Raw genomic sequence first — 18,264 nt, 5'->3', positions numbered from 1 at the left:
GTCGCGGAGCACCAGTCGCGCACCGCGCGCGACCCCACCGACGGTGAACGGCCGGACGCGCAGCGCGGCACCGCGCCCGCGCCAGGCCCCCACGGGGGTCAGGCGCTGCGGCGCTTCTGCGCCAGCACGATCGTCGGCTGCGCCCCGTCTTCGACCGCTGCGCGTGTGATGACGACCTTGGCGATGTCGTCGGACGACGGCACGTCGAACATGATCGGCCCGAGCACGTCCTCGAGGATCGCGCGCAGTCCGCGGGCGCCGGTCTTGCGGGCGACGGCGAGGTCGGCGATCGCGCGCAGCGCGTCTTCGTCGAACTCGAGCTGCACACCGTCGAGCTCGAACATGCGCTGGTACTGCTTGACGAGCGCGTTGCGCGGAGCCGTGAGGATCTCCATGAGCGCGTCCTGATCGAGCGGCGAGACGGATGCCACGACGGGCAGGCGACCGATGAACTCGGGGATCAGACCGAACTTGTGCAGGTCTTCGGGCAGCGCCTCGCTGAACAGGTCGGGCGCATCTTCTTTGCGCTGCAGAGGAGCACCGAAGCCCACGCCGTGCTTGCCGACGCGCGCGGAGATGATCTCCTCGAGGCCCGCGAAGGCCCCGGCGACGATGAACAACACGTTGGTCGTGTCGATCTGGATGAACTCCTGGTGGGGGTGCTTCCGACCGCCCTGCGGGGGGACCGACGCCACGGTGCCCTCGAGGATCTTCAGGAGGGCCTGCTGGACGCCCTCCCCCGACACGTCGCGCGTGATCGAGGGGTTCTCGGCCTTGCGCGCGATCTTGTCGACCTCGTCGATGTAGATGATGCCCGTCTCGGCGCGCTTCACGTCGAAGTCGGCTGCCTGCAGGAGCTTGAGCAGGATGTTCTCGACGTCTTCGCCGACGTACCCGGCCTCGGTCAGGGCAGTGGCATCCGCGACCGCGAAGGGCACGTTGAGACGCTTGGCGAGCGTCTGCGCGAGGTAGGTCTTACCGCAGCCGGTCGGCCCGAGCAGCAGGATGTTGCTCTTGGCGATGTCGATCTCTTCGGCGCGGGCCTCGGCCGGCTGCAGGGTCCCGTGCGCCCGGACGCGCTTGTAGTGGTTGTAGACGGCGACGGCGAGGGCGCGTTTCGCGGGCTCCTGCCCGACGACGTACTCCTCGAGGAACGAAAAGATCTCGCGAGGCTTGGGCAGGTCGAACTCGGCGACCTCGCCCGCAGAAGACTCGGCCATGCGCTCTTCGATGATCTCGTTGCAGAGCTCGACGCATTCATCGCAGATGTACACACCGGGACCGGCGATCAGCTGCTGCACCTGCTTCTGGCTCTTTCCGCAGAAGGAGCATTTGAACAGATCGGCGCTTTCTCCGATGCGTGCCATGCCTGTTCCTCCTCGTCACCCGGCGCCCTCACGCCTGTGTGCCACGAGCCTAACCCGTGCCCGAGCGAACAGAGGGCATTTGCGCGCACGGGGCCGGTGTGATCCTCGCAAGACGACGCCCCGCAGACCGAAACGGGTCTGCGGGGCGTCGAAGCGACGCGGGAGGCGTCAGGCGGTGAGTGCCGCCGGCTGACGCTTGCGCGTGGTCAGCACCTGGTCGACGATGCCGTACTCCATCGCCTCCTGGGCGGAGAGGATCTTGTCGCGGTCGATGTCCTTATTGACCTTCGCCGCATCCTGGCCGGTGTGGCGCGCCATGGTCTCTTCGAGCCACGTGCGCATCCGAAGGATCTCGGCTGCCTGGATCTCGATGTCCGAGGCCTGCCCGTGACCGGCCTCACCCATCGCGGGCTGGTGGATCAGGATGCGGGCGTTGGGCAGAGCGAGACGCTTGCCGGGCGCGCCGGCGGCGAGCAGGACGGATGCCGCAGAGGCCGCCTGTCCGAGCACGACCGTCTGGATCTGCGGCGAGACGTACTGCATCGTGTCGTAGATCGCGGTCATGGCCGTGAACGAGCCACCGGGCGAGTTGATGTACATGATGATGTCGCGGTCGGGGTCCTGCGACTCGAGAACGAGCAGCTGGGCCATGACGTCGTCTGCCGAGGCGTCGTCGACCTGGACGCCCAGGAAGATGACGCGGTCCTCAAACAGCTTGTTGTAGGGGTCCTGACGCTTGTAGCCGTAGGCGGTGCGCTCCTCGAACTGAGGAAGGACGTAGCGGCTCGAAGGCATGTGCGCCGCAGCGCCGCCGAAGGTGGGGATGTTCATATCGGTGTCCTTTTCCTCTCGACTCAGGCCGCGGTTCCGCCGCCGCCGGTGACGTCGGTGGCGTGTTCGCGCATGTGGTCGACGAAGCCGTACTCGAGGGCCTCCTGAGCGGTGAACCAGCGGTCGCGGTCACCGTCGGCGTTGATCTGCTCGACGCTCTTGCCGGTCTGCGAGGCGGTGATCTCGGCGAGGCGGCGCTTCATGTCGAGGATCAGCTGCGCCTGCGTCTGGATGTCGCTCGACGTTCCGCCGAACCCGCCGTGGGGCTGGTGGAGCAGCACACGGGCGTTGGGCGTGATGTAGCGCTTGCCCTTCGTGCCGCTCGTGAGCAGCAGCTGCCCCATCGAGGCCGCCATGCCGATGCCGACGGTGACGATGTCGTTCGGCACGAACTGCATCGTGTCGTAGATCGCCATGCCGGCCGTGATCGAGCCGCCGGGCGAGTTGATGTAGAGGTAGATGTCCTTCTGCGGGTCCTCTGCGGCGAGCAGGAGGATCTTCGCGCAGATCTCGTTGGCGTTCTCGTCACGCACCTCCGAACCGAGCCAGATGATGCGGTCCTTCAGCAGCCTGTCGAAGACGCTCGTTGCCATAAGGGGTTCGGGCATTTGTGCTCCTCTTCCGGTGATCTGCAACGAATCTACCGGCGCGTTCCGGGGCGGGATGCCGTGTTCGCCGCGGGCGGATCAGACGCGGTCGTCGGCGATTTCTCGCGCGTATCCGGTCACCGACCGGGTATAGCGCGGGAGGTGCGGGGCGAGGGCCTGAAGGGCGATGGATGCCGCCCGCTCGGGCTCGCCGCTCGACACCAGCGCGAGCGCGTAGAACGCCGCAGCCGCGTCGTGCAGGGGTCCGCGCGGTTCGCGCTCGTACTCCGCGCGCAGCATCGCAAGGGCTTCGGCGGTCTTGCCCAGGTTGCGGATGGTGCTGGCGAGCTGGATCGTCGCGCGCGTGCGGCGCTCGTCGTCGAGACCGAGCGCGAGGGCACGGCGGTAGAGGGCCTCCGCTTCGGCCTCGACGCCGGCGGAGTCGCGTGCACCCGCTCGCTCGAACAGGGCTACCGCGTCGTCCTCCGGCCGTTCGCTCGAGAGCGCGTCGATCCGCTCGATCACGTCACCGGGCGTGAGGGTCTCGTCCGCCCAGACGGCGTCCACTCGGTTCTGCCAGTCGTTCATGATGGGCCCGATCCTTCTCTGTGCGGTGCCCGCCGAGTGTCCAAGACACGCCGTTTCCCCACCGGGCATTGCGGCGTGTCTTGGACACTCGACGGTTCTGTTCGGGTGCGCGTTTCGGTAGCGCGGTCCCGGGAACGCGAAAGGGGGCGGATGCCATGGCATCCGCCCCCTCGTCACGACTTACTCGCTGTCCGCGGCCTTCTTCTTCGCGGGGGCGCGCTTCTTGGCCGGAGCCTTCTCGGGCGCTTCCTCGGCCGGGGCCTCGTCAGCGGCGGGCGCGTCGGCGGCCTTCTTCTTCGCCGGGGCGCGCTTCTTGGCCGGAGCCTTGGCGGGGGCCTCTTCGGCGTCGATGACGGCGTCGGCGTCGGCCGCGGCGTCCGCGATCTCCTGCGCCTCTTCGACGACCTCGTCCTCCGCGGCAGCCTCTTCACCCTCGACCGCAACGAATCCGGTCAGGTCGACGGGCTTGCCGTTGGTGTCGACGACGGTGACCTTGCCGAGCGCGATCGCGAGCGCCTTGTTGCGGGCGACCTCGCCGACGAGCGCGGGGAGCTGGTTGCCCTGCTGCAGCGCGTTCACGAAGTCCTGCGGCGCCATGTTGTACTGCGCAGCCGACTGGATGAGGTACTGGGTCAGCTCGTCCTGCGACACCTGCACGTCGGCGTCTTCGGCGATCTTGTCGAGCACCATCTGCGTGCGGAACTGCTTCTCGCTCGCCTCGGTGACCTCGGCGCGGTGGACGTCGTCCTCGAGACGGTTCTCGCCCTCGAGGTGGTTGTGCACCTCGTCCTCGATGAGCTGCGGCGGGACGGGGATCTCGACGGCCTCGAGGAGGGCGTCGATGAACTTGTCGCGCGCGGCGGAGCCCTGCGTGAACACGGCCTGCTGCGAGACGCGCTCGCTGAGCGACTCGCGGAGCTCGGCGATGGTGTCGAACTCGGATGCCATCTGCGCGAAGTCGTCGTCGGCCTCGGGGAGCTCGCGCTCCTTGACGGCCGTGATCTTGACCGAGACCTCGGCCTCTTCGCCGGCGTGGTCGCCACCGACGAGCTTCGAGCGGAACGTGGTCTCCTCGTCGGCGGTGAGCGAGTCGATGGCCTCGTCGATGCCCTCGAGCAGCTCGCCGGAGCCGACCTCGTACGACACGCCCTCGGCACGGTCGATCTCGGTGCCGTCGATCGTGGCGACGAGGTCGAGCTCGACGAAGTCGCCCTTCGCGGCGGGACGGTCGACCGTCACGAGCGTGCCGAAGCGCGCGCGCAGGCGGTCGAGTTCGGCGTCGATCCCCGCTTCGTCGGCCTCGACGGCGTCGACGGTCACGGTGATGCTGTCGTAAGCGGGAAGGTCGAACTCGGGGCGGACGTCGACCTCGACGTCGACGACCAGGTCACCCGAGAAGTCCTTGAGGTCGGGGAGCTCGACGATCTCGGCGTTGGGACGGCCGATGACACGCAGCTCCTGCGCCTCGACAGCCTCGCGGTAGAACCCGTCGAGACCCTCGTTGACGGCGTGCTCGATGACGGCGCCACGGCCCATGCGCTGGTCGATGATGGGCGCGGGGACCTTGCCCTTGCGGAAGCCGGGGATCTGCACGTCGCGGGCGATGTGCTCGTACGCGTGCGCGATGCTCGGCTTGAGCTCGTCGGGCGAGACCGTGATGTGGAGCTTGACCCGGGTCGGGCTGAGCTTCTCGACGGTGCTGTTGACCATGCGGTGTGTTCTCCTTGTGTGGCCCGCGCGCACGCGGGGGCCGGCTAGGCCTGTGGTCTGGGGGCCGTCACGTCGGGGCGACAGGATTTGAACCTGCGGCCTCCCGCTCCCAAAGCGGGCGCTCTACCAAGCTGAGCTACGCCCCGGGGCGACGCGCGGCGCGCGTTCGACGAAACGACCCCTGAGAGTCTAGACGATCAGGTCGCGGGGGCTGTCGACCCTGGCATCCGGAGTTTTCCGCCGACCGGGACGACACCGGAAGGACTCGGGAACGACGCGGTGTTCATGGCACGTCCGCTCGTGAAGTAGAGTGGAGGACGCTGCGGTTCGCCGCCGCGGGGATGTAGCTCAATGGTAGAGCCTCAGTCTTCCAAACTGATGGTGCGGGTTCGATTCCCGTCATCCCCTCCACATCACCGGCCGTCCCACGTGCCGGGCCCCCAGACAGCGAGAAGCTGTCGGATCGTGGCCTCGTACTGAACGCGGTCGAACGTCAGGTCGATCCGATCGAAGGTCTCGAATGTCGGTGACTCCGAGAATTTGGTCTCGTAACCCAGCTGTCGCCAGCGCACCGTGGATTCGTCGAACTCGATGTGCGCGGTGACTGCCGGGCAACCGAGGTCCTGGCACTGAGGGCAGTACAGGACGGCGGTTCGTCCCGTGTCGTAACGGACCCGGCTGTCTCTGGTTTCGTGCTGATCCTCGAGAAGGGCGAGGAGGCTCGCAGACGCCCACGGGTGCCCCTCCTCCCCCGCGAGCATCCGCGTACGTTCGTCGGGAACCCGCCCCGACGGAAGGCGCAGCAGCGAACGAAGACGGCGCCCGTCGATCGTCCAGTCCAGGAATTCGACCGAGGCCCCGGCCTGACGAACCCGTCCACCCGACCGGCTGGTCAGATCCCGCGAGTAGTCCTCCGCGGTCGCCCACTCCGTGCCCAGCGACACCGTCCCGCTCGATTCCTGGTCGATGGCATCCACACCGCAAAAGTACCGGCGTCACGCCACGGCGCAGCTCCCCGCGCCGTCACCCCTCCAGGCTTGGTCACGGCTCCTGGGCCACCTGTCCCGCAGCTATGTTGGCCGCGGCCGCGGCGATGATCATCCACAGCACGATCCACGCGCACCCTGCCATGGCGGCGTAGATCGCGAACTCTTCTCCCGCGAACACCGCGGCGGCCGCCGCGACGATCAGCCCGATGCCACCGACCGAGAACGCTGTCGCGGCGGCGGCATGTCCGATGGTCCAGGCCTCCTCGGAGCGCACGGTCGTCGACGTGCGCACTCCGATCCAGAAGTTCAGCGGCAGTGTCCGTCGGGAGGCGCGGTACGCGGTCCAGAGGACCATGAGGCCTGCGGCGAGAAGCGGGAGGGCGGTGCTGATGGCGATGATCATGGATCTCCTGTCTGCGGGCGAAGCTCCCAGCCTGCCCGGCGTCAGGAGCACGCTTCAACCGACGCGCCGGATTCGCCGGTGTCGCCCTCACGAGCGCTCGTCAGTCCTCCCACTCGATCCGTTCCTCGACGGTTCGCGCGTCGGCATGCCGCGCAGCGTGCCCGAGGTACGTCTCCGCGTTGCGCAGGATCTTCTCGCGCTCCTCCTCGGTCAGGGCTCGCCGCACCTTCGCGGGGACGCCGGCGACCAGCGACCCGGCCGGAATCACCATCCCCTCCAGCACCACCGCTCCCCCGGCGACGAGGCATCCCGGTCCGATCTCGGCACCCGAGAGGATCACGCTCCCCATTCCGATGAGGGAGCCGTCGCCGATCGTGCAGCCGTGGACGACCGCGTTGTGTCCGATCGACACGTCAGCTCCGATCGTGACCGGGCGTCCGCTGTCGACGTGGATCGAAACGTTGTCCTGCACGTTCGACCGCGGCCCCACGACGATCGCGGCGCCGTCCCCGCGCAAGACGGCGTTGTACCAGACGCTCGCCCCTGGCCCCAGCGAGACGTCCCCGATGACGCGAGCACCGGATGCCACGAACGCGTCATCGTGCACGCGGGGGGTCGCGTCGGGCAGCGCGAGGATCGAAGCATCCGGGGCGATGGTCATGAGGCATCCTTTCGTCGGTCGTTGCGTTGCCGCCGCACCCACCCCTCGACCGCGGGCCAATGGGGTCCGTCGGGGTCGACGAGCAGCATGTGGTCGAGGTGCGCGTACTCGAAGAGGTCGACGGGAGCGTCGGTCTCGCGGGCGCGTTGCGCGAAATCGCGACCGTGGTTCACGGGAACGCGGTCGTCGTCGGCGCCGTGCACGACGAGTGTCGGCACCCGCGAGGGCCGAGGGGTCGCGGCGTCGTAAGCGGCGGGTGTCTCCGAGGGGGATGTCCCCATGAGCTCGGCGACCGCGTCGGAGCCGATACGGGCGGCGTACCCTCCGACGAGGTCGGTCACCGGGGCCAGCGCCACGATGAGCTCGGCTTCGTCCGCGCACACCAGGGCGAGGTGGCCGCCGGCCGAATGTCCGACCACCACGCGAACGGCGTGGGGAAAGTTCTGTCGGGCACGCCGCAGCGCTGTACGCACATCGCTCTGCATGGCGACGACGTCGCGCTCGCGTCGGTACTCGATGTTCATCGCGGCCACGCCACCCTCGCCGCGGGCGATGCGCTCGACGAGCGGCTCCATCAGCTCAGCCGTGTAACGCGGGCGCCAGTACCCTCCGTGGACGAAGCAGAAGACGAGCTCAGCGGAGGCGTCGCCGACGATCCGTACCCATTGGTCGGGATGAGCTCCGTACGCCTCGGTGCGCGGGGTGTTGTGCGGCATGTGCCGATCCTCACACGAGTGCGTCGACGGGCGCAGACGACGCGACGAGTGAGGTGAGGATTGCCTATTCATCAGGTATTTAGCCGAGCCTCAACTTGCTTGCGGAATGCTCCTGCGTGAGTAGCGTTACATCCATCAGACTTCGTTCGCTGCGAGAAGGAGCAGAAAATGAGCACCGTTCAGACCCCCGCCGCCACCACCGTCGACCCCACGATGGCCGCCGGCACCGCCCAGTTCCTCTCCCCCGTCGTCATCGGCCTCGAGGCCCTCGTCGTCAACGGCAAGCAGGCGCACTGGCACGTCCGCGGCTCGAACTTCATCGGCGTGCACGAGCTCCTCGACTCCGTCGTCGCACACGCGCAGGACTGGGCCGACCTGGCCGCTGAGCGCATCGTCGCCCTGGGGCTCCCGATCGACTCCCGCCTGTCGACCGTTGCGGCCAAGGCGAAGGCGACCGAGGTTCCCGCCGGCTTCGCGCCGTCGGACGTCGTGATCCGCGCCGTCATCGCCGACATCGACGCCGTTCTGGTCGACATCGAGGCGGCGATCGAGGGCCTCGACGAGATCGACATGTCGAGCCAGGACGTCGCGATCGAGATCAAGCGCGGCCTCGACAAGGACCGCTGGTTCCTCTTCGCGCACCTCGCCGCGTAAGACCTCTCTCACGAAGGGGGCGATGCTTCCGCATCGCCCCCTTCGTCGTTCGTGCGCGGCGGGACTCAGGCGCCGTGGGTGACGCGGCCCGCGAGGAGCGTTGCGCGAACCGGCATCGAACGAAGGCCTCTTTCGTCGGCGGTGAGGGGGTCGGCTCCCACGACGACGAGGTCGGCCAGAGCCCCGGGCGCGATCTCGGCCGGTGCGGTCGACCCACCTACGGTGGATGCCGCGATCGCCGTCTCGATGCTCACTCGCTCGTGAGGTTGCCAGGCATCGCGGCCGTCCCGCGTGCGGAACACCGCCGACGCCATGGCCGCCCACGGGTCGAGAGGGGCGACCGGCGCGTCCGATCCGAAGCGCAGGTTGGCTCCGCTGTCGGCCAGCGCCCGCAGGGGGTAGGGCTGAGCGGACTGCTCGGCCCAGATGGCATCCGTCATGTCGCGGTCATCGAGCGCGTGCTCGGGCTGCACGCTCGCGGCGACCCCGAGCCGCGCGAAGCGTGGAATGTCGCTGTGCGCGACGAGCTGGGCGTGCTCGATGGTGCCCACAGCGCCCGTCAGGGCGTAGGCGTCGAGCGCGTGCGCGTTCGCGATGTCGCCGATCGCGTGGATGGCGCACTCGAGACCCGCCGCCGTCGCCCTGGTCATCATCTCGACCAGTTCGTCGGGCGCGATCGTCAGCAGGCCGTGATTGTCGACCTCGCCGGGGTAGTGATGAGCGCAGGCCGCCGTCCTCGTCCCCAGCGAACCGTCGGTGATGGCCTTCAACGGCCCGACGCGCACGAGGTCGTGAGGCGCTCCCCGAACACTGTCGCCGGTGCGCAGGCCCTCGGCGATCGCTCGGTCGAGGTGCTGCGGGTACGTGCCGTACGAGATGCGCAGGGTGTCGAATCCCCGAGCGACACGCCGCTGCCACGGTTCGTCGTTCCAGGTCATGTCGAGGTCGACGAGGCCGACGATCCCGCGGGCGGCGGCCGCGCTCGCCATCCGCTCGACCGAACGATCGGCGATTCCGGGCTCCACCGCGTTCAGACGGCGGGAGATCTCGAACGCGTCCTCCTCGCGGAGGAGCCCGGATGCCACGGGCTCGAAGCCCTCTCGCCGGAAGGCCGCAGAGTTCATCCAGACGCTGTGGACGTCCGCGTTGATGAGGTAGGTCGGAACCTCGCCGGTCGTGGCATCCAGCATCCGGAGGTTCGGGACATCGGGCCAGAGCCCGTCGCGGAATCCGGAGCCGATTCGGCGGCCGTCGATTTCGGGGGCCAGAGCCATGATCGTCGCGGCATCGTGCGCGGACGCGACCTCACTGAGGGGCACGCGGTCGGCGGACAGTGCCCACTGCAGCACATGAACATGGTGATCCCACAGCCCGGGAAGGAGCGATCCGCCCTCGCCGTCGAGGATCAGCCCCGTGGGCTTCAGGTTGCCGGTCGGTGCGATGTCGGCGATGACACCGTTATCGATGACGAGGTCGACGGGCTCGAGGGTCGGCAGCAGCTCGCGGCCCGGACCGGCGACGCGCACCGCGCGGACGAAGCCGACGTTCTCGCCGATCACGGTCGCACCCGAGCGGAGGCTGCGCGGCTCATCTCGGCCGCCAAGTCGGGGTTGTGCTCCGTGAGTCCCGCGATGATCGTGTCGACGACCTCGGGAGCCTTGTTCTGGCTCAGCTTGCGCTTGGCGGTCACCCGCGTGGGCGTGAGCCGGAAGCCCACGGTGCCCTGCTCGAGACGCTCGACGAAAGCCACGTCGTTCGGGAGCGTGTACAGGCCGCGCGCCTCGTCTCCGGTCCCCTCGAACCGCTCGACCAGTCGCTCGAGAACGCGCAGGTTTTCAGCCGGGCTCAACAGCTTCGGGATGCCGGAAAGGTGCGCCGACACGAAGTTCCAGGTCGGCACCGCCGGGACGTCGCCGTACCACCTCGGCGTGATGTAGCCGTGCGGTCCCTGGACGACGACGAGCAGCTCCCTTTCGCCCAGGCCGAGGATCGCGTCGTCGGGCCTGCCGACATGGCCGACGATCGTGAGATCGTCGCGGTCGTCATCGAGGAGGACCGCGTAGTGAGAGGCGACGAGGCCGGAGTCCCCCTGGCTGACGAGGGTGACCCAGGGGTGACGGTCGATGAGACGGCGGAGCTCGCCGACATCGGTCATCGCGAAGCTGGGGTTCTGACGCACCGTTTCAGCCTAGATCGCCGGTCCCGGTGGCTTCGACAGGCTCAGCCACCTCCGCCGCGCGTACCCGCCACGACCGAGGGGCGCTGCGCCCGGCGCGAGGTTCTTCAGCCTAGATCGCCGGTCCCGGTGGCTTCGACAGGCTCAGCCACCTCCGCCGCGCGTCTCCGGCGATGCCCCAGGCATCGGGGCCGCCGCCCAGGTCCCCGAGCCCGTGGATCAGGTCCCTGAGCCTGTCGAAGGGACCGGAATCCCCGTCACGCCTGACACCGCGGACACCAGTACAGCTTGCGCCCGGCAGCTTCCTCCATCAGAACCGTCGTCCCGCACACGCGGCACGGCAGCCCGGCGCGGTGGTACACCCAGTGCCGGTCGTCGCGGTGCGCCATCGCGCGACGGTACGCCTCGGGGTCGAGGTCGTCCATCGTCATCATCTGACCGGTCTCGACCCCGATCGAGAGGAGCCGCACCCAGTCGCGCCACATCTCGCGCACGACCTCCTCGGGCACGTCGCGCCCCGGCGTGTGCGGGTTCTGCCGCGCGCGGAAGAGGATCTCGGCACGGTAGACGTTGCCGATCCCGCTGACCACGGACTGGTCCATCAGCAGCAGACCGATCGCGGTCGGCTTCTTCTTCACCGTCGCGACGAAACGCTCCTCACCCTCGGCCACGTCGTCGACGAGCGGATCCGGTCCGAGCTTCGCGATGGTCGCGGCGACCTCGTCCGGGGACTGCAGGACGCACGCCGTCGGGCCGCGCAGGTCAGCGCACGTGGTGTCGGTGAGCAACCGCAGCCGCACCGCCCCCACCACCGGGGGCGGCCATTCGACCTGCTCCTCGAGCCCCGTGGTCTGCTCCGACATTCGCACACGTGCCCGCCGCGGAGCCCCGATCGAGCTCAGGGAGTTCTCGCCCGCGGCATCCAGGATCGGGTCCTCATCGAGAACGGTGCCGCGCTGGTTCGTGTGCCCCATGCGACCGTTGGCCGAGGCGATGGTCGCGTCGACGGCGATCTCGCCCGAGAAGTCCCAGGCGCCGTACATCCCGAGGTGCACGCGCAGCCACACGTCGCCGTCGAAGGCCAGGAACATCTGCTTGCCGACTGCGCGCACGTCGATCGCCTCGCGCCCGTCGATCACCGACGCGCCCTCGGCGAATCGCCCTTGCGGACTGGATGCCGACACGGTGCGGCCGACGATGTTCCGCGCGAACTGCCGAGCGATGCGATGGACGGAATGCCCTTCGGGCATCAGCCTGCCTCGGGGTCGAACGAGTCGCCCGCCGCGAGGACGTCGGCCTGCGCGCGTCCTTCGCGGGGGTCGGGCAGCAGGATGCCGTCCTGCTCGTACGCCGCGAGCTGCGCGATGCGACGGGCGTGGCGCTCCTCGCCCGAGAACGGGGTGGCGATGAAGCGGTCGATGAACGAGGACGCTTCTTCGAACGTGTGCTGACGGGCACCGATCGCGATCACGTTCGCGTCGTTGTGTTCGCGAGCGAGCTCCGCCGTCGCAATGCTCCACACCAGCGCCGCGCGCACCCCGAGGACTTTGTTGGCCGCGATCTGCTCGCCGTTGCCCGATCCGCCGAACACGACGCCGAGCGCTTCGACACCGTCGGCCTGATCGCGCACGACCGCCTGCGCGGCCCGGATGCAGAACGCGGGGTAGTCGTCGAGCGGGTCGTACTCGATCGGACCGTGGTCGACGACCTCGTGCCCCTGCGCGGCGAGGTGGTGCTGGATCTGGGTCGAGAATTCGAGACCGGCGTGGTCGGTGCCGAGGTGGATTCGCATGCGCTCATCCTATTGAGGGCCGACGACATTGGCGCCGGACATGACGACGCCGCCGCTCCCCGGGGAGAACGGCGGCATCGGAGGAATCGTCAGGGACGCAGACCCGCGGCGACGGGCTTGAACCCCGCGCGGATGTTCTCGCAGCACCCCGGGCGGCACACGTCGTACCAGGGACCGAGATCCGTCAGGTGCGGACGCTCGGCCTTCGGGGTGCCTTTGAGGCGTTCCTCGACGAGGTCGATCAGGCCCGACACATACGCGGGGTCGATCCCCGGAGTGGGCGTGCGCACCGCGCGGATGCCGGCTTCCTCGGCGGCCTCCATCGCCTCGGTGTCGAGGTCCCAGAGCACCTCCATGTGGTCGCTCACGAAGCCGAGCGGCACGATCACGACGGCCTTCACCCCGCGGCCGGGGAGCTCCGCGATCACATCGTTGACGTCGGGCTCGAGCCACGGCTGCGTCGGCGGGCCGGAGCGCGACTGGTACACGAGTTCCCACTCGACGTCGGCGACAGCTGCGGCCACCTCGGCCATGACGAACGCCGCGACGGCCTTGTGCTGGGCCTCGTACGCACCGCCCTCGCCGAAATCCACGTCGCGCGGGCCGGAGCGCTGCGCGTCGGCGGTGGGGATCGAGTGGGTCGAGAAGAGGACGCGGATCTTCTCGGGGGCGATGCCGTCCGCCGCGAACTCGGACACGGCGGCCTTCACGCCCTCGACGAAGGTCGAGACGAAGCCCGGGTGGTCGAAGAACTGGCGGACCTTGTCGATGGTCACCGTCTCGCCGAGACCGGTGGCCTCGAGCACGCGGGCGTAATCCTCGCGGTACTGGCGGCAGCTCGAGAACGAGCTGTAGGCGCTCGTCGCGATGGCGAGAAGAGTGGTGTCGCCGGCCTCAGCGGCCTCGGTCACGGCCTCTTCGAGGTACGGCGCCCAGTTGCGGTTGCCCCAATAGACGGGGAGGCCCAAGCCGCGCCTCGCGATCTCCGCCTCGAGCGCAGCCTTCAGCTCGCGATTGTGCTGGTTGATGGGACTCACGCCGCCGAAGTGGCGGTAGTGGTGGGCGACCTCTTCGAGGCGCTCATCGGGGATGCCGCGCCCGCGCGTGACATTGCGCAGGAAGGGGATGACGTCGTCCTGGCCCTCCGGTCCGCCGAAGCCGGCGAGGAGGATACCGTCGTACGCCACGGGGGTCTCGACCCACTTGGGTCCGGACGCCGCGGCGGGCGACGCGTAGAGGACGGTCTCAGGGTTGGTGTCCGTGTCGGTCGTGCTCACCGTGACATCCTCCCACCTGCTCGACGGGGCAGGATGCGGGTTATCTCGTGACTAGGCTTATCTGGTTGTCATCGTCGCCGACGGCGTTCGTCGTCATCCGCGTGAGCGCTTTCTGCGACGATCCACCCTCATCCCAGGGAGTACGCCAGTGCCAGGAGAGAACCTCACCCGCATCGAAGCACAGGAGCGTCGCGCGATCGTCGACACGCGCGCCTACGACGTGCAGCTCGACCTCACCCGCGGCGACGAGGTCTTCTCCTCGCGCACCGTGGTCACCTTCGCCGCCACCGAGGGCGCATCGACGTTCATCGACCTCATCGCGCGAACGGTCCACTCCGTCACGCTGAACGGTCGCACCCTCGATCCCGCCGTCGTGTTCGCCGACTCGCGCATCGCGCTCGACGACCTGGCATCCGAGAACGAGCTCGTCGTCGAGGCCGATTGCGAGTACACGAACACGGGTGAGGGTCTGCACCGCTTCGTCGACCCCGTCGACGGCGAGGTCTACCTCTATTCGCAGTTCGAGGTGCCCGACTCCCGCCGCATGTACACGGTGTTCGAGCAGCCCGATCTGAAGGCCGAGTTCACGTTCTCGGTCACGGCGCCCGCGCGTTGGAAGGTCGTCTCGAACTCCCCCACCCCCGAGCCGGTGGCTGTCTCCGACGACGTTGCCCGCTGGGACTTCCCCGCGACGCCGCGCATCTCGTCGTACATCACCGCGCTCGTCGCCGGCCCCTACGAGGCGACCTACAGCGAGCTGACGAGTGCCGACGGCCGCGTCATCCCCCTGGGTGTCTTCGCGCGCAAGAGCCTCTGGCAGTACCTGGATGCCGACTACGTCTTCGAGAAGACCCGCCAGGGCTTCGCGTACTTCGAGGAGAAGTTCCGCTTCCCCTACCCCTTTGCGAAGTACGACCAGCTGTTCGTCCCTGAGTTCAATGCGGGCGCCATGGAGAACGCGGGTGCGGTGACGTTCACCGAGACGTACGTCTTCCGGAGCAAGGTGACGGATGCCGTGAAGGAGCGCCGCGTCGTCACGATCCTGCACGAGCTCGCCCACATGTGGTTCGGCGACCTCGTCACGATGAAGTGGTGGAACGACCTCTGGTTGAACGAGTCGTTCGCCGAGTGGGCGTCGACCATCGCGACGGCCGAGGCCACCGAGTGGGAGGCCGCCTGGACGACCTTCAACGCGATGGAGAAGACCTGGGCCTACCGCCAGGACCAGCTGCCGTCGACCCACCCCGTCGTCGCCGAGATCAACGACCTCGAGGACGTGCAGGTCAACTTCGACGGCATCACGTACGCGAAGGGTGGATCGGTGCTCAAGCAGCTCGCCGCCTGGGTCGGCATCGAGCAGTTCTTCGCCGGTGTCGCGGCGTACTTCCAGAAGCACCAGTGGTCGAACACCGAGGTGGGTGACCTGCTCGTCGAGCTCGAGGCCACCAGTGGTCGCGATCTCAGCGACTGGTCGAAGAAGTGGCTCGAGACCGCGGGCGTCAACACCCTCACCCCGCTCATCGAGGAAGGCGCGGACGGCACCGTCTCGCGCTTCGCGATCGTGCAGACCGCCCCCGCGGACTACCCCACCATCCGTCCCCACCGCCTGGGTGTCGGCTTCTACTCGTTGAACGATGCCGACGCCCTCGAGCGGGTGCACCACGTCGAGATCGATGTCGACGGCGACCGCACCGAGGTGCCCGAACTGCGCGGCATCCGTCGTCCCGACCTCGTCCTGCTGAACGACAACGACCTCGCCTACGCGAAGATCCGCCTCGACGAGCGGTCGCTCGCCACGGCCATCGCACACCTCAAGGACATCTCCGACCCCCTGGCGCGCTCGCTCGTCTGGGGCGCCGCGTGGGATCAGACTCGGGATGCCGAGGCCTCCGCGACCGACTACCTCGACCTCGTGCTGCGGAACATCGGCTCCGAGACCGAGTCGACCACCGTCCGGACGACGCTCGCCCAGCTGCAGCTCGCGGCGAACTCGTACGTCGCGCCCGAGAAGCGAGAGGCGTCGCGCGAGCGCGTCGCCGACGGTCTGTGGCAGCTCGCGCAAGCGGCTGAGGCCGGCAGCGACAGCCAGCTGCAGTTCGTCACGGCGTTCGCGTCGGCGGCATCCACTCCCGCTCACGCCGAGACCGTGAAGGCTCTGCGCGACGGGGAGATCACGCTCGAGGGCCTGACCATCGACACAGACCTGTCGTGGCAGCTGCTGGTGTCGCTCGCCTCGGCGGGCGCCGTCACCGCGGCCGAAATCGATGAGGCGCGCGCCGCCGACAACACGGCGAAGGGCGGAGAGTTCGCGGCGATGGCCAAGGCGTCGCTGCCGTCGCACGAGGCGAAGCAGGAGGCGTGGGACTCGCTCATCGAACGCACCGACGCTCCCAACACGATCGTGCGCTCCACCGCTGCGGGCTTCACCAACCCGGCGACCGTCGAAGTCCTGGCCGACTTCGTCGAGCCCTACTTCGCGATGCTGCTGCCGATCTGGGAGTCGCGTAGCTACCAGATCGCGCAGTACCTCATCGTGGGTCTGTATCCCGCCGCTCTCGCGAGCGCGGCTCTGCGCGACGCCACGCGTGGCTGGCTCGCCGAGCACGAGGACGCCGCGCCGGCGCTCCGCCGACTGGTGAGCGAGAACCTCGCCGGAGTGGAGCGCGCCCTGGCCGTTCAGGAGCACGACGCGGTGTAACGTCCGCCCTCAGCTCGGATGCCTCCGCCCCTTCGGGAGCGGGGGCATCCGTCGTTTCCAGGCCGCGCTGAGGAGCCGCTCGTTACGATGGGAGGGATGTCACTTCTCGCCGAAGTCCCCGAACCGTCCCCCACGCCGACCCCTTCTCCGTCGGTCGATCCGAGCAACCTGACGAGCCTCGACACCTGGACCTGGATCGGCGGCCAGCTGCTCGCGTTCGGAGGCGTGCTGCTCCAGATCCTCGGCATCATCGTCGGTATCGCGGTCGCCGCGTGGCTTCTGCGCGTGGTCATCCGCCGGGTGGTCGACCGCATCGTCAACGGTGCCAAGAGCAAAGCCCGGGTCGACGACACCCAAGCGCTCGACAGGTCGCCGCTGAACGCCGTCCGGCTCGTCCAGCGCACGCGCACCCTGGGCACGATCCTCCAGAACATCGTCAACGTGATCCTGGTCGTCGTCGCCCTGGTGTGGATCGCCACCATCGTGGCTCCCGACGCCCTGGCATCCCTCACGCTGCTGACGGCCGCTGTCGGTGCCGGACTCGGTTTCGGTGCCCAGAACATCGTCAAGGACGTGTTGAACGGCATCTTCATCGTCGCCGAAGACCAGATCGGCATCGGTGACGTCGTCGACCTCGGTCTCGCGACCGGCATCGTCGAGTTCGTGAGCGTGCGCATCACCCACGTCCGCGACGTGAACGGCACCCTCTGGTACGTCCGCAACGGCGAGATCACGCGCATCGGAAACATGTCACAGGGGTGGTCACGCGTCATCATCGACCTCGCGGTTCCAACGGACGCCGATCTGGACGATGTCGAGACCGCGATGCTCACCGCCGCGAAGGCCATGGCGAAGGAGCCGAAGTGGCGCTCGCGCATCATCGAGCAGCCCGAGATCTGGGGGCTGGAGTCGATCAGCGGCGACGCCCTCGTCATCCGGCTCGTCATGAAGACCCGATCGAGTGCGAAAGACGACGTGGCCCGCGAGCTGCGCGCCCGTCTGAAGCGCGCGATCGATGCGATGGGGATCGCCCTGCCGCAGTTGAACTCGATCATGCTCACGGGGCCCGAGGGCGCGCAGAGCGTTCGGGGCGCGCACCCGCCGAAGACCAAGGAGACGCAGGTGGCTCCCGGCGCGGAGCGGCCGCGGTGGCGCCCCCGCGGTCGGAAGCTCGAGGTGTCCGAGACGGTCGAGGACCACACGTCCGACGCGCCTCCCCGGGTCAAGAAGAAGAAGGCCGTGCGGGACGACACCCCGACGGCCGTCGTGAACCTGCCGGACGCGCCGGGCGTCGACCAGCCCAAGCCGACCCCGCCCGCTGTCCGGGCTGACGAGAAGGACACCCCGTGAGCGAGCCGGTCAGCTTCTACGACCAGGTCGGGGGGATGGACACCTTCCGCCGCCTGGTCGATGCGTTCTATCGCGGTGTCGCCACCGACGAGGTGCTCAAGCCGATGTACCCCGAGGAAGACCTCGGGCCCGCGGCCGAACGTCTCACGCTCTTCCTCGCCCAGTACTGGGGCGGCCCGACGACCTATGGCGCGACGCGCGCCGGACACCCGCGCCTGCGCATGCGGCACATGCCGTTCCACGTCGACCCCGACGCGCGCGATCGATGGTTGCGACACATGCGTGCCGCGGTGGACGAGATCGCCCTCCCACCCGCGTTCGAGGCGCCCCTCTGGGACTACCTCGAGCGTGCCGCGTATGCGATGGTCAACACCTTCGAGGCGCGGGGCATCGGGCCTCAGCAGGGCGGTCGACCCGACACCGGGCTCCCCCTCCGCGCTGCAGACTGAGCGCGTCACCTGCCCT

18 protein-coding genes and 2 tRNA genes are annotated in these 18,264 nt (G+C 68.6%); 5 read left to right on the top strand and 15 right to left on the bottom strand.

What is annotated here, in order from left to right; genetic code table 11:
• Positions 1 to 98 precede the first annotated feature (98 nt).
• From clpX to QE388_RS15105, 6 genes are all read right to left on the bottom strand, one after another.
• Positions 99 to 1,367 (bottom strand): ATP-dependent Clp protease ATP-binding subunit ClpX, encoded by a 1,269-nt coding sequence (gene clpX, locus QE388_RS15130; protein WP_275799591.1) that lies wholly within the window; start codon positions 1,365 to 1,367, stop codon positions 99 to 101.
• Positions 1,368 to 1,535: 168 nt separating this feature from the next.
• Complete coding sequence (locus QE388_RS15125; RefSeq protein ID WP_058596255.1) at positions 1,536 to 2,198, bottom strand: ATP-dependent Clp protease proteolytic subunit; 663 nt, start codon at positions 2,196 to 2,198, stop codon at positions 1,536 to 1,538.
• Between the two features lie 23 nt (positions 2,199 to 2,221).
• The gene (locus QE388_RS15120) at positions 2,222 to 2,806 is read right to left on the bottom strand and encodes an ATP-dependent Clp protease proteolytic subunit (RefSeq protein ID WP_013586418.1); all 585 of its coding nucleotides are present in this window, start codon (positions 2,804 to 2,806) and stop codon (positions 2,222 to 2,224) included.
• A 78-nt stretch (positions 2,807 to 2,884) separates the two neighbouring features.
• Complete coding sequence (locus QE388_RS15115; protein WP_307386155.1) at positions 2,885 to 3,373, bottom strand: tetratricopeptide repeat protein; 489 nt, start codon at positions 3,371 to 3,373, stop codon at positions 2,885 to 2,887.
• A gap of 180 nt (positions 3,374 to 3,553) precedes the next feature.
• Entirely contained in the window at positions 3,554 to 5,083 is a 1,530-nt protein-coding gene (gene tig / locus QE388_RS15110) for a trigger factor (RefSeq protein WP_307386153.1), read from the bottom strand.
• Positions 5,084 to 5,155: 72 nt separating this feature from the next.
• Positions 5,156 to 5,229 (bottom strand) — tRNA-Pro (locus QE388_RS15105).
• Positions 5,230 to 5,420: 191 nt separating this feature from the next.
• Here QE388_RS15105 and QE388_RS15100 point away from each other — a divergent pair.
• A tRNA-Gly gene (locus QE388_RS15100) sits at positions 5,421 to 5,494 on the top strand.
• Between the two features lie 2 nt (positions 5,495 to 5,496).
• On the opposite strand, the gene QE388_RS15095 is transcribed toward QE388_RS15100, so the two are convergent.
• From QE388_RS15095 to QE388_RS15080, 4 genes are all read right to left on the bottom strand, one after another.
• Positions 5,497 to 6,060: a hypothetical protein gene (locus tag QE388_RS15095; protein WP_307386151.1), complete on the bottom strand. Its 564-nt coding sequence runs from the start codon at positions 6,058 to 6,060 to the stop codon at positions 5,497 to 5,499.
• Between the two features lie 64 nt (positions 6,061 to 6,124).
• On the bottom strand, positions 6,125 to 6,475 hold the full coding sequence (locus tag QE388_RS15090; RefSeq protein WP_307386149.1) for an SdpI family protein: 351 nt from the start codon (positions 6,473 to 6,475) through the stop codon (positions 6,125 to 6,127).
• 100 nt (positions 6,476 to 6,575) lie between these two features.
• The gene (locus QE388_RS15085) at positions 6,576 to 7,136 is read right to left on the bottom strand and encodes a gamma carbonic anhydrase family protein (RefSeq protein ID WP_307386148.1); all 561 of its coding nucleotides are present in this window, start codon (positions 7,134 to 7,136) and stop codon (positions 6,576 to 6,578) included.
• Positions 7,133 to 7,852, bottom strand: a complete 720-nt coding sequence (locus QE388_RS15080; protein WP_307386146.1) for a S9 family peptidase — start codon at positions 7,850 to 7,852, stop codon at positions 7,133 to 7,135. The genes QE388_RS15085 and QE388_RS15080 overlap by 4 nt, the downstream gene beginning before the upstream one ends.
• A 168-nt stretch (positions 7,853 to 8,020) precedes the next feature.
• On the opposite strand from QE388_RS15080, the gene QE388_RS15075 reads away from it, so the two are divergent.
• Entirely contained in the window at positions 8,021 to 8,506 is a 486-nt protein-coding gene (locus QE388_RS15075; RefSeq protein WP_058596062.1) for a Dps family protein, read from the top strand.
• Positions 8,507 to 8,571: 65 nt separating this feature from the next.
• Here QE388_RS15075 and QE388_RS15070 read toward each other — a convergent pair whose 3' ends face one another.
• The 5 genes from QE388_RS15070 to QE388_RS15050 all read right to left on the bottom strand — a co-directional run bounded on the left by QE388_RS15070 (position 8,572) and on the right by QE388_RS15050 (position 13,751).
• Positions 8,572 to 10,065: an amidohydrolase gene (locus QE388_RS15070; protein ID WP_307386143.1), complete on the bottom strand. Its 1,494-nt coding sequence runs from the start codon at positions 10,063 to 10,065 to the stop codon at positions 8,572 to 8,574.
• Entirely contained in the window at positions 10,062 to 10,685 is a 624-nt protein-coding gene (locus QE388_RS15065) for an FMN-binding negative transcriptional regulator (RefSeq protein ID WP_307386141.1), read from the bottom strand. The genes QE388_RS15070 and QE388_RS15065 overlap by 4 nt, the downstream gene beginning before the upstream one ends.
• A 254-nt stretch (positions 10,686 to 10,939) precedes the next feature.
• Positions 10,940 to 11,932 carry an Fpg/Nei family DNA glycosylase gene (locus tag QE388_RS15060; protein ID WP_275800618.1) on the bottom strand — a complete coding sequence of 331 codons (993 nt, stop codon included), beginning with the start codon at positions 11,930 to 11,932 and terminating at the stop codon, positions 10,940 to 10,942.
• A complete protein-coding gene (locus QE388_RS15055) occupies positions 11,932 to 12,474 on the bottom strand; it encodes a ribose-5-phosphate isomerase (protein WP_275800617.1) in 543 nt (180 codons plus the stop codon). Before QE388_RS15055 ends, QE388_RS15060 begins: the two co-directional genes overlap by 1 nt.
• 89 nt (positions 12,475 to 12,563) lie before the next feature.
• Positions 12,564 to 13,751: a ferrochelatase gene (locus tag QE388_RS15050; protein ID WP_307386139.1), complete on the bottom strand. Its 1,188-nt coding sequence runs from the start codon at positions 13,749 to 13,751 to the stop codon at positions 12,564 to 12,566.
• 148 nt (positions 13,752 to 13,899) lie between these two features.
• Here QE388_RS15050 and pepN point away from each other — a divergent pair, with 148 nt between their 5' ends.
• The 3 genes from pepN (at position 13,900) to QE388_RS15035 (ending at position 18,248) form a co-directional block, all read left to right on the top strand.
• The gene (gene pepN / locus QE388_RS15045; RefSeq protein ID WP_307386137.1) at positions 13,900 to 16,449 is read left to right on the top strand and encodes an aminopeptidase N; all 2,550 of its coding nucleotides are present in this window, start codon (positions 13,900 to 13,902) and stop codon (positions 16,447 to 16,449) included.
• Positions 16,450 to 16,545: 96 nt separating this feature from the next.
• Entirely contained in the window at positions 16,546 to 17,799 is a 1,254-nt protein-coding gene (locus QE388_RS15040; RefSeq protein WP_307386136.1) for a mechanosensitive ion channel family protein, read from the top strand.
• Positions 17,796 to 18,248, top strand: a complete 453-nt coding sequence (locus QE388_RS15035) for a globin (RefSeq protein ID WP_307386134.1) — start codon at positions 17,796 to 17,798, stop codon at positions 18,246 to 18,248. Before QE388_RS15040 ends, QE388_RS15035 begins: the two co-directional genes overlap by 4 nt.
• The last annotated feature ends 16 nt before the right edge of the window (positions 18,249 to 18,264 follow it).

This window comes from Microbacterium sp. SORGH_AS_0969 (assembly GCF_030818255.1).
Lineage (GTDB): Bacteria > Actinomycetota > Actinomycetes > Actinomycetales > Microbacteriaceae > Microbacterium.
Note: the sequence above shows the minus strand (reverse complement) of the source record. Positions and strands in the feature narration are given on the sequence as shown.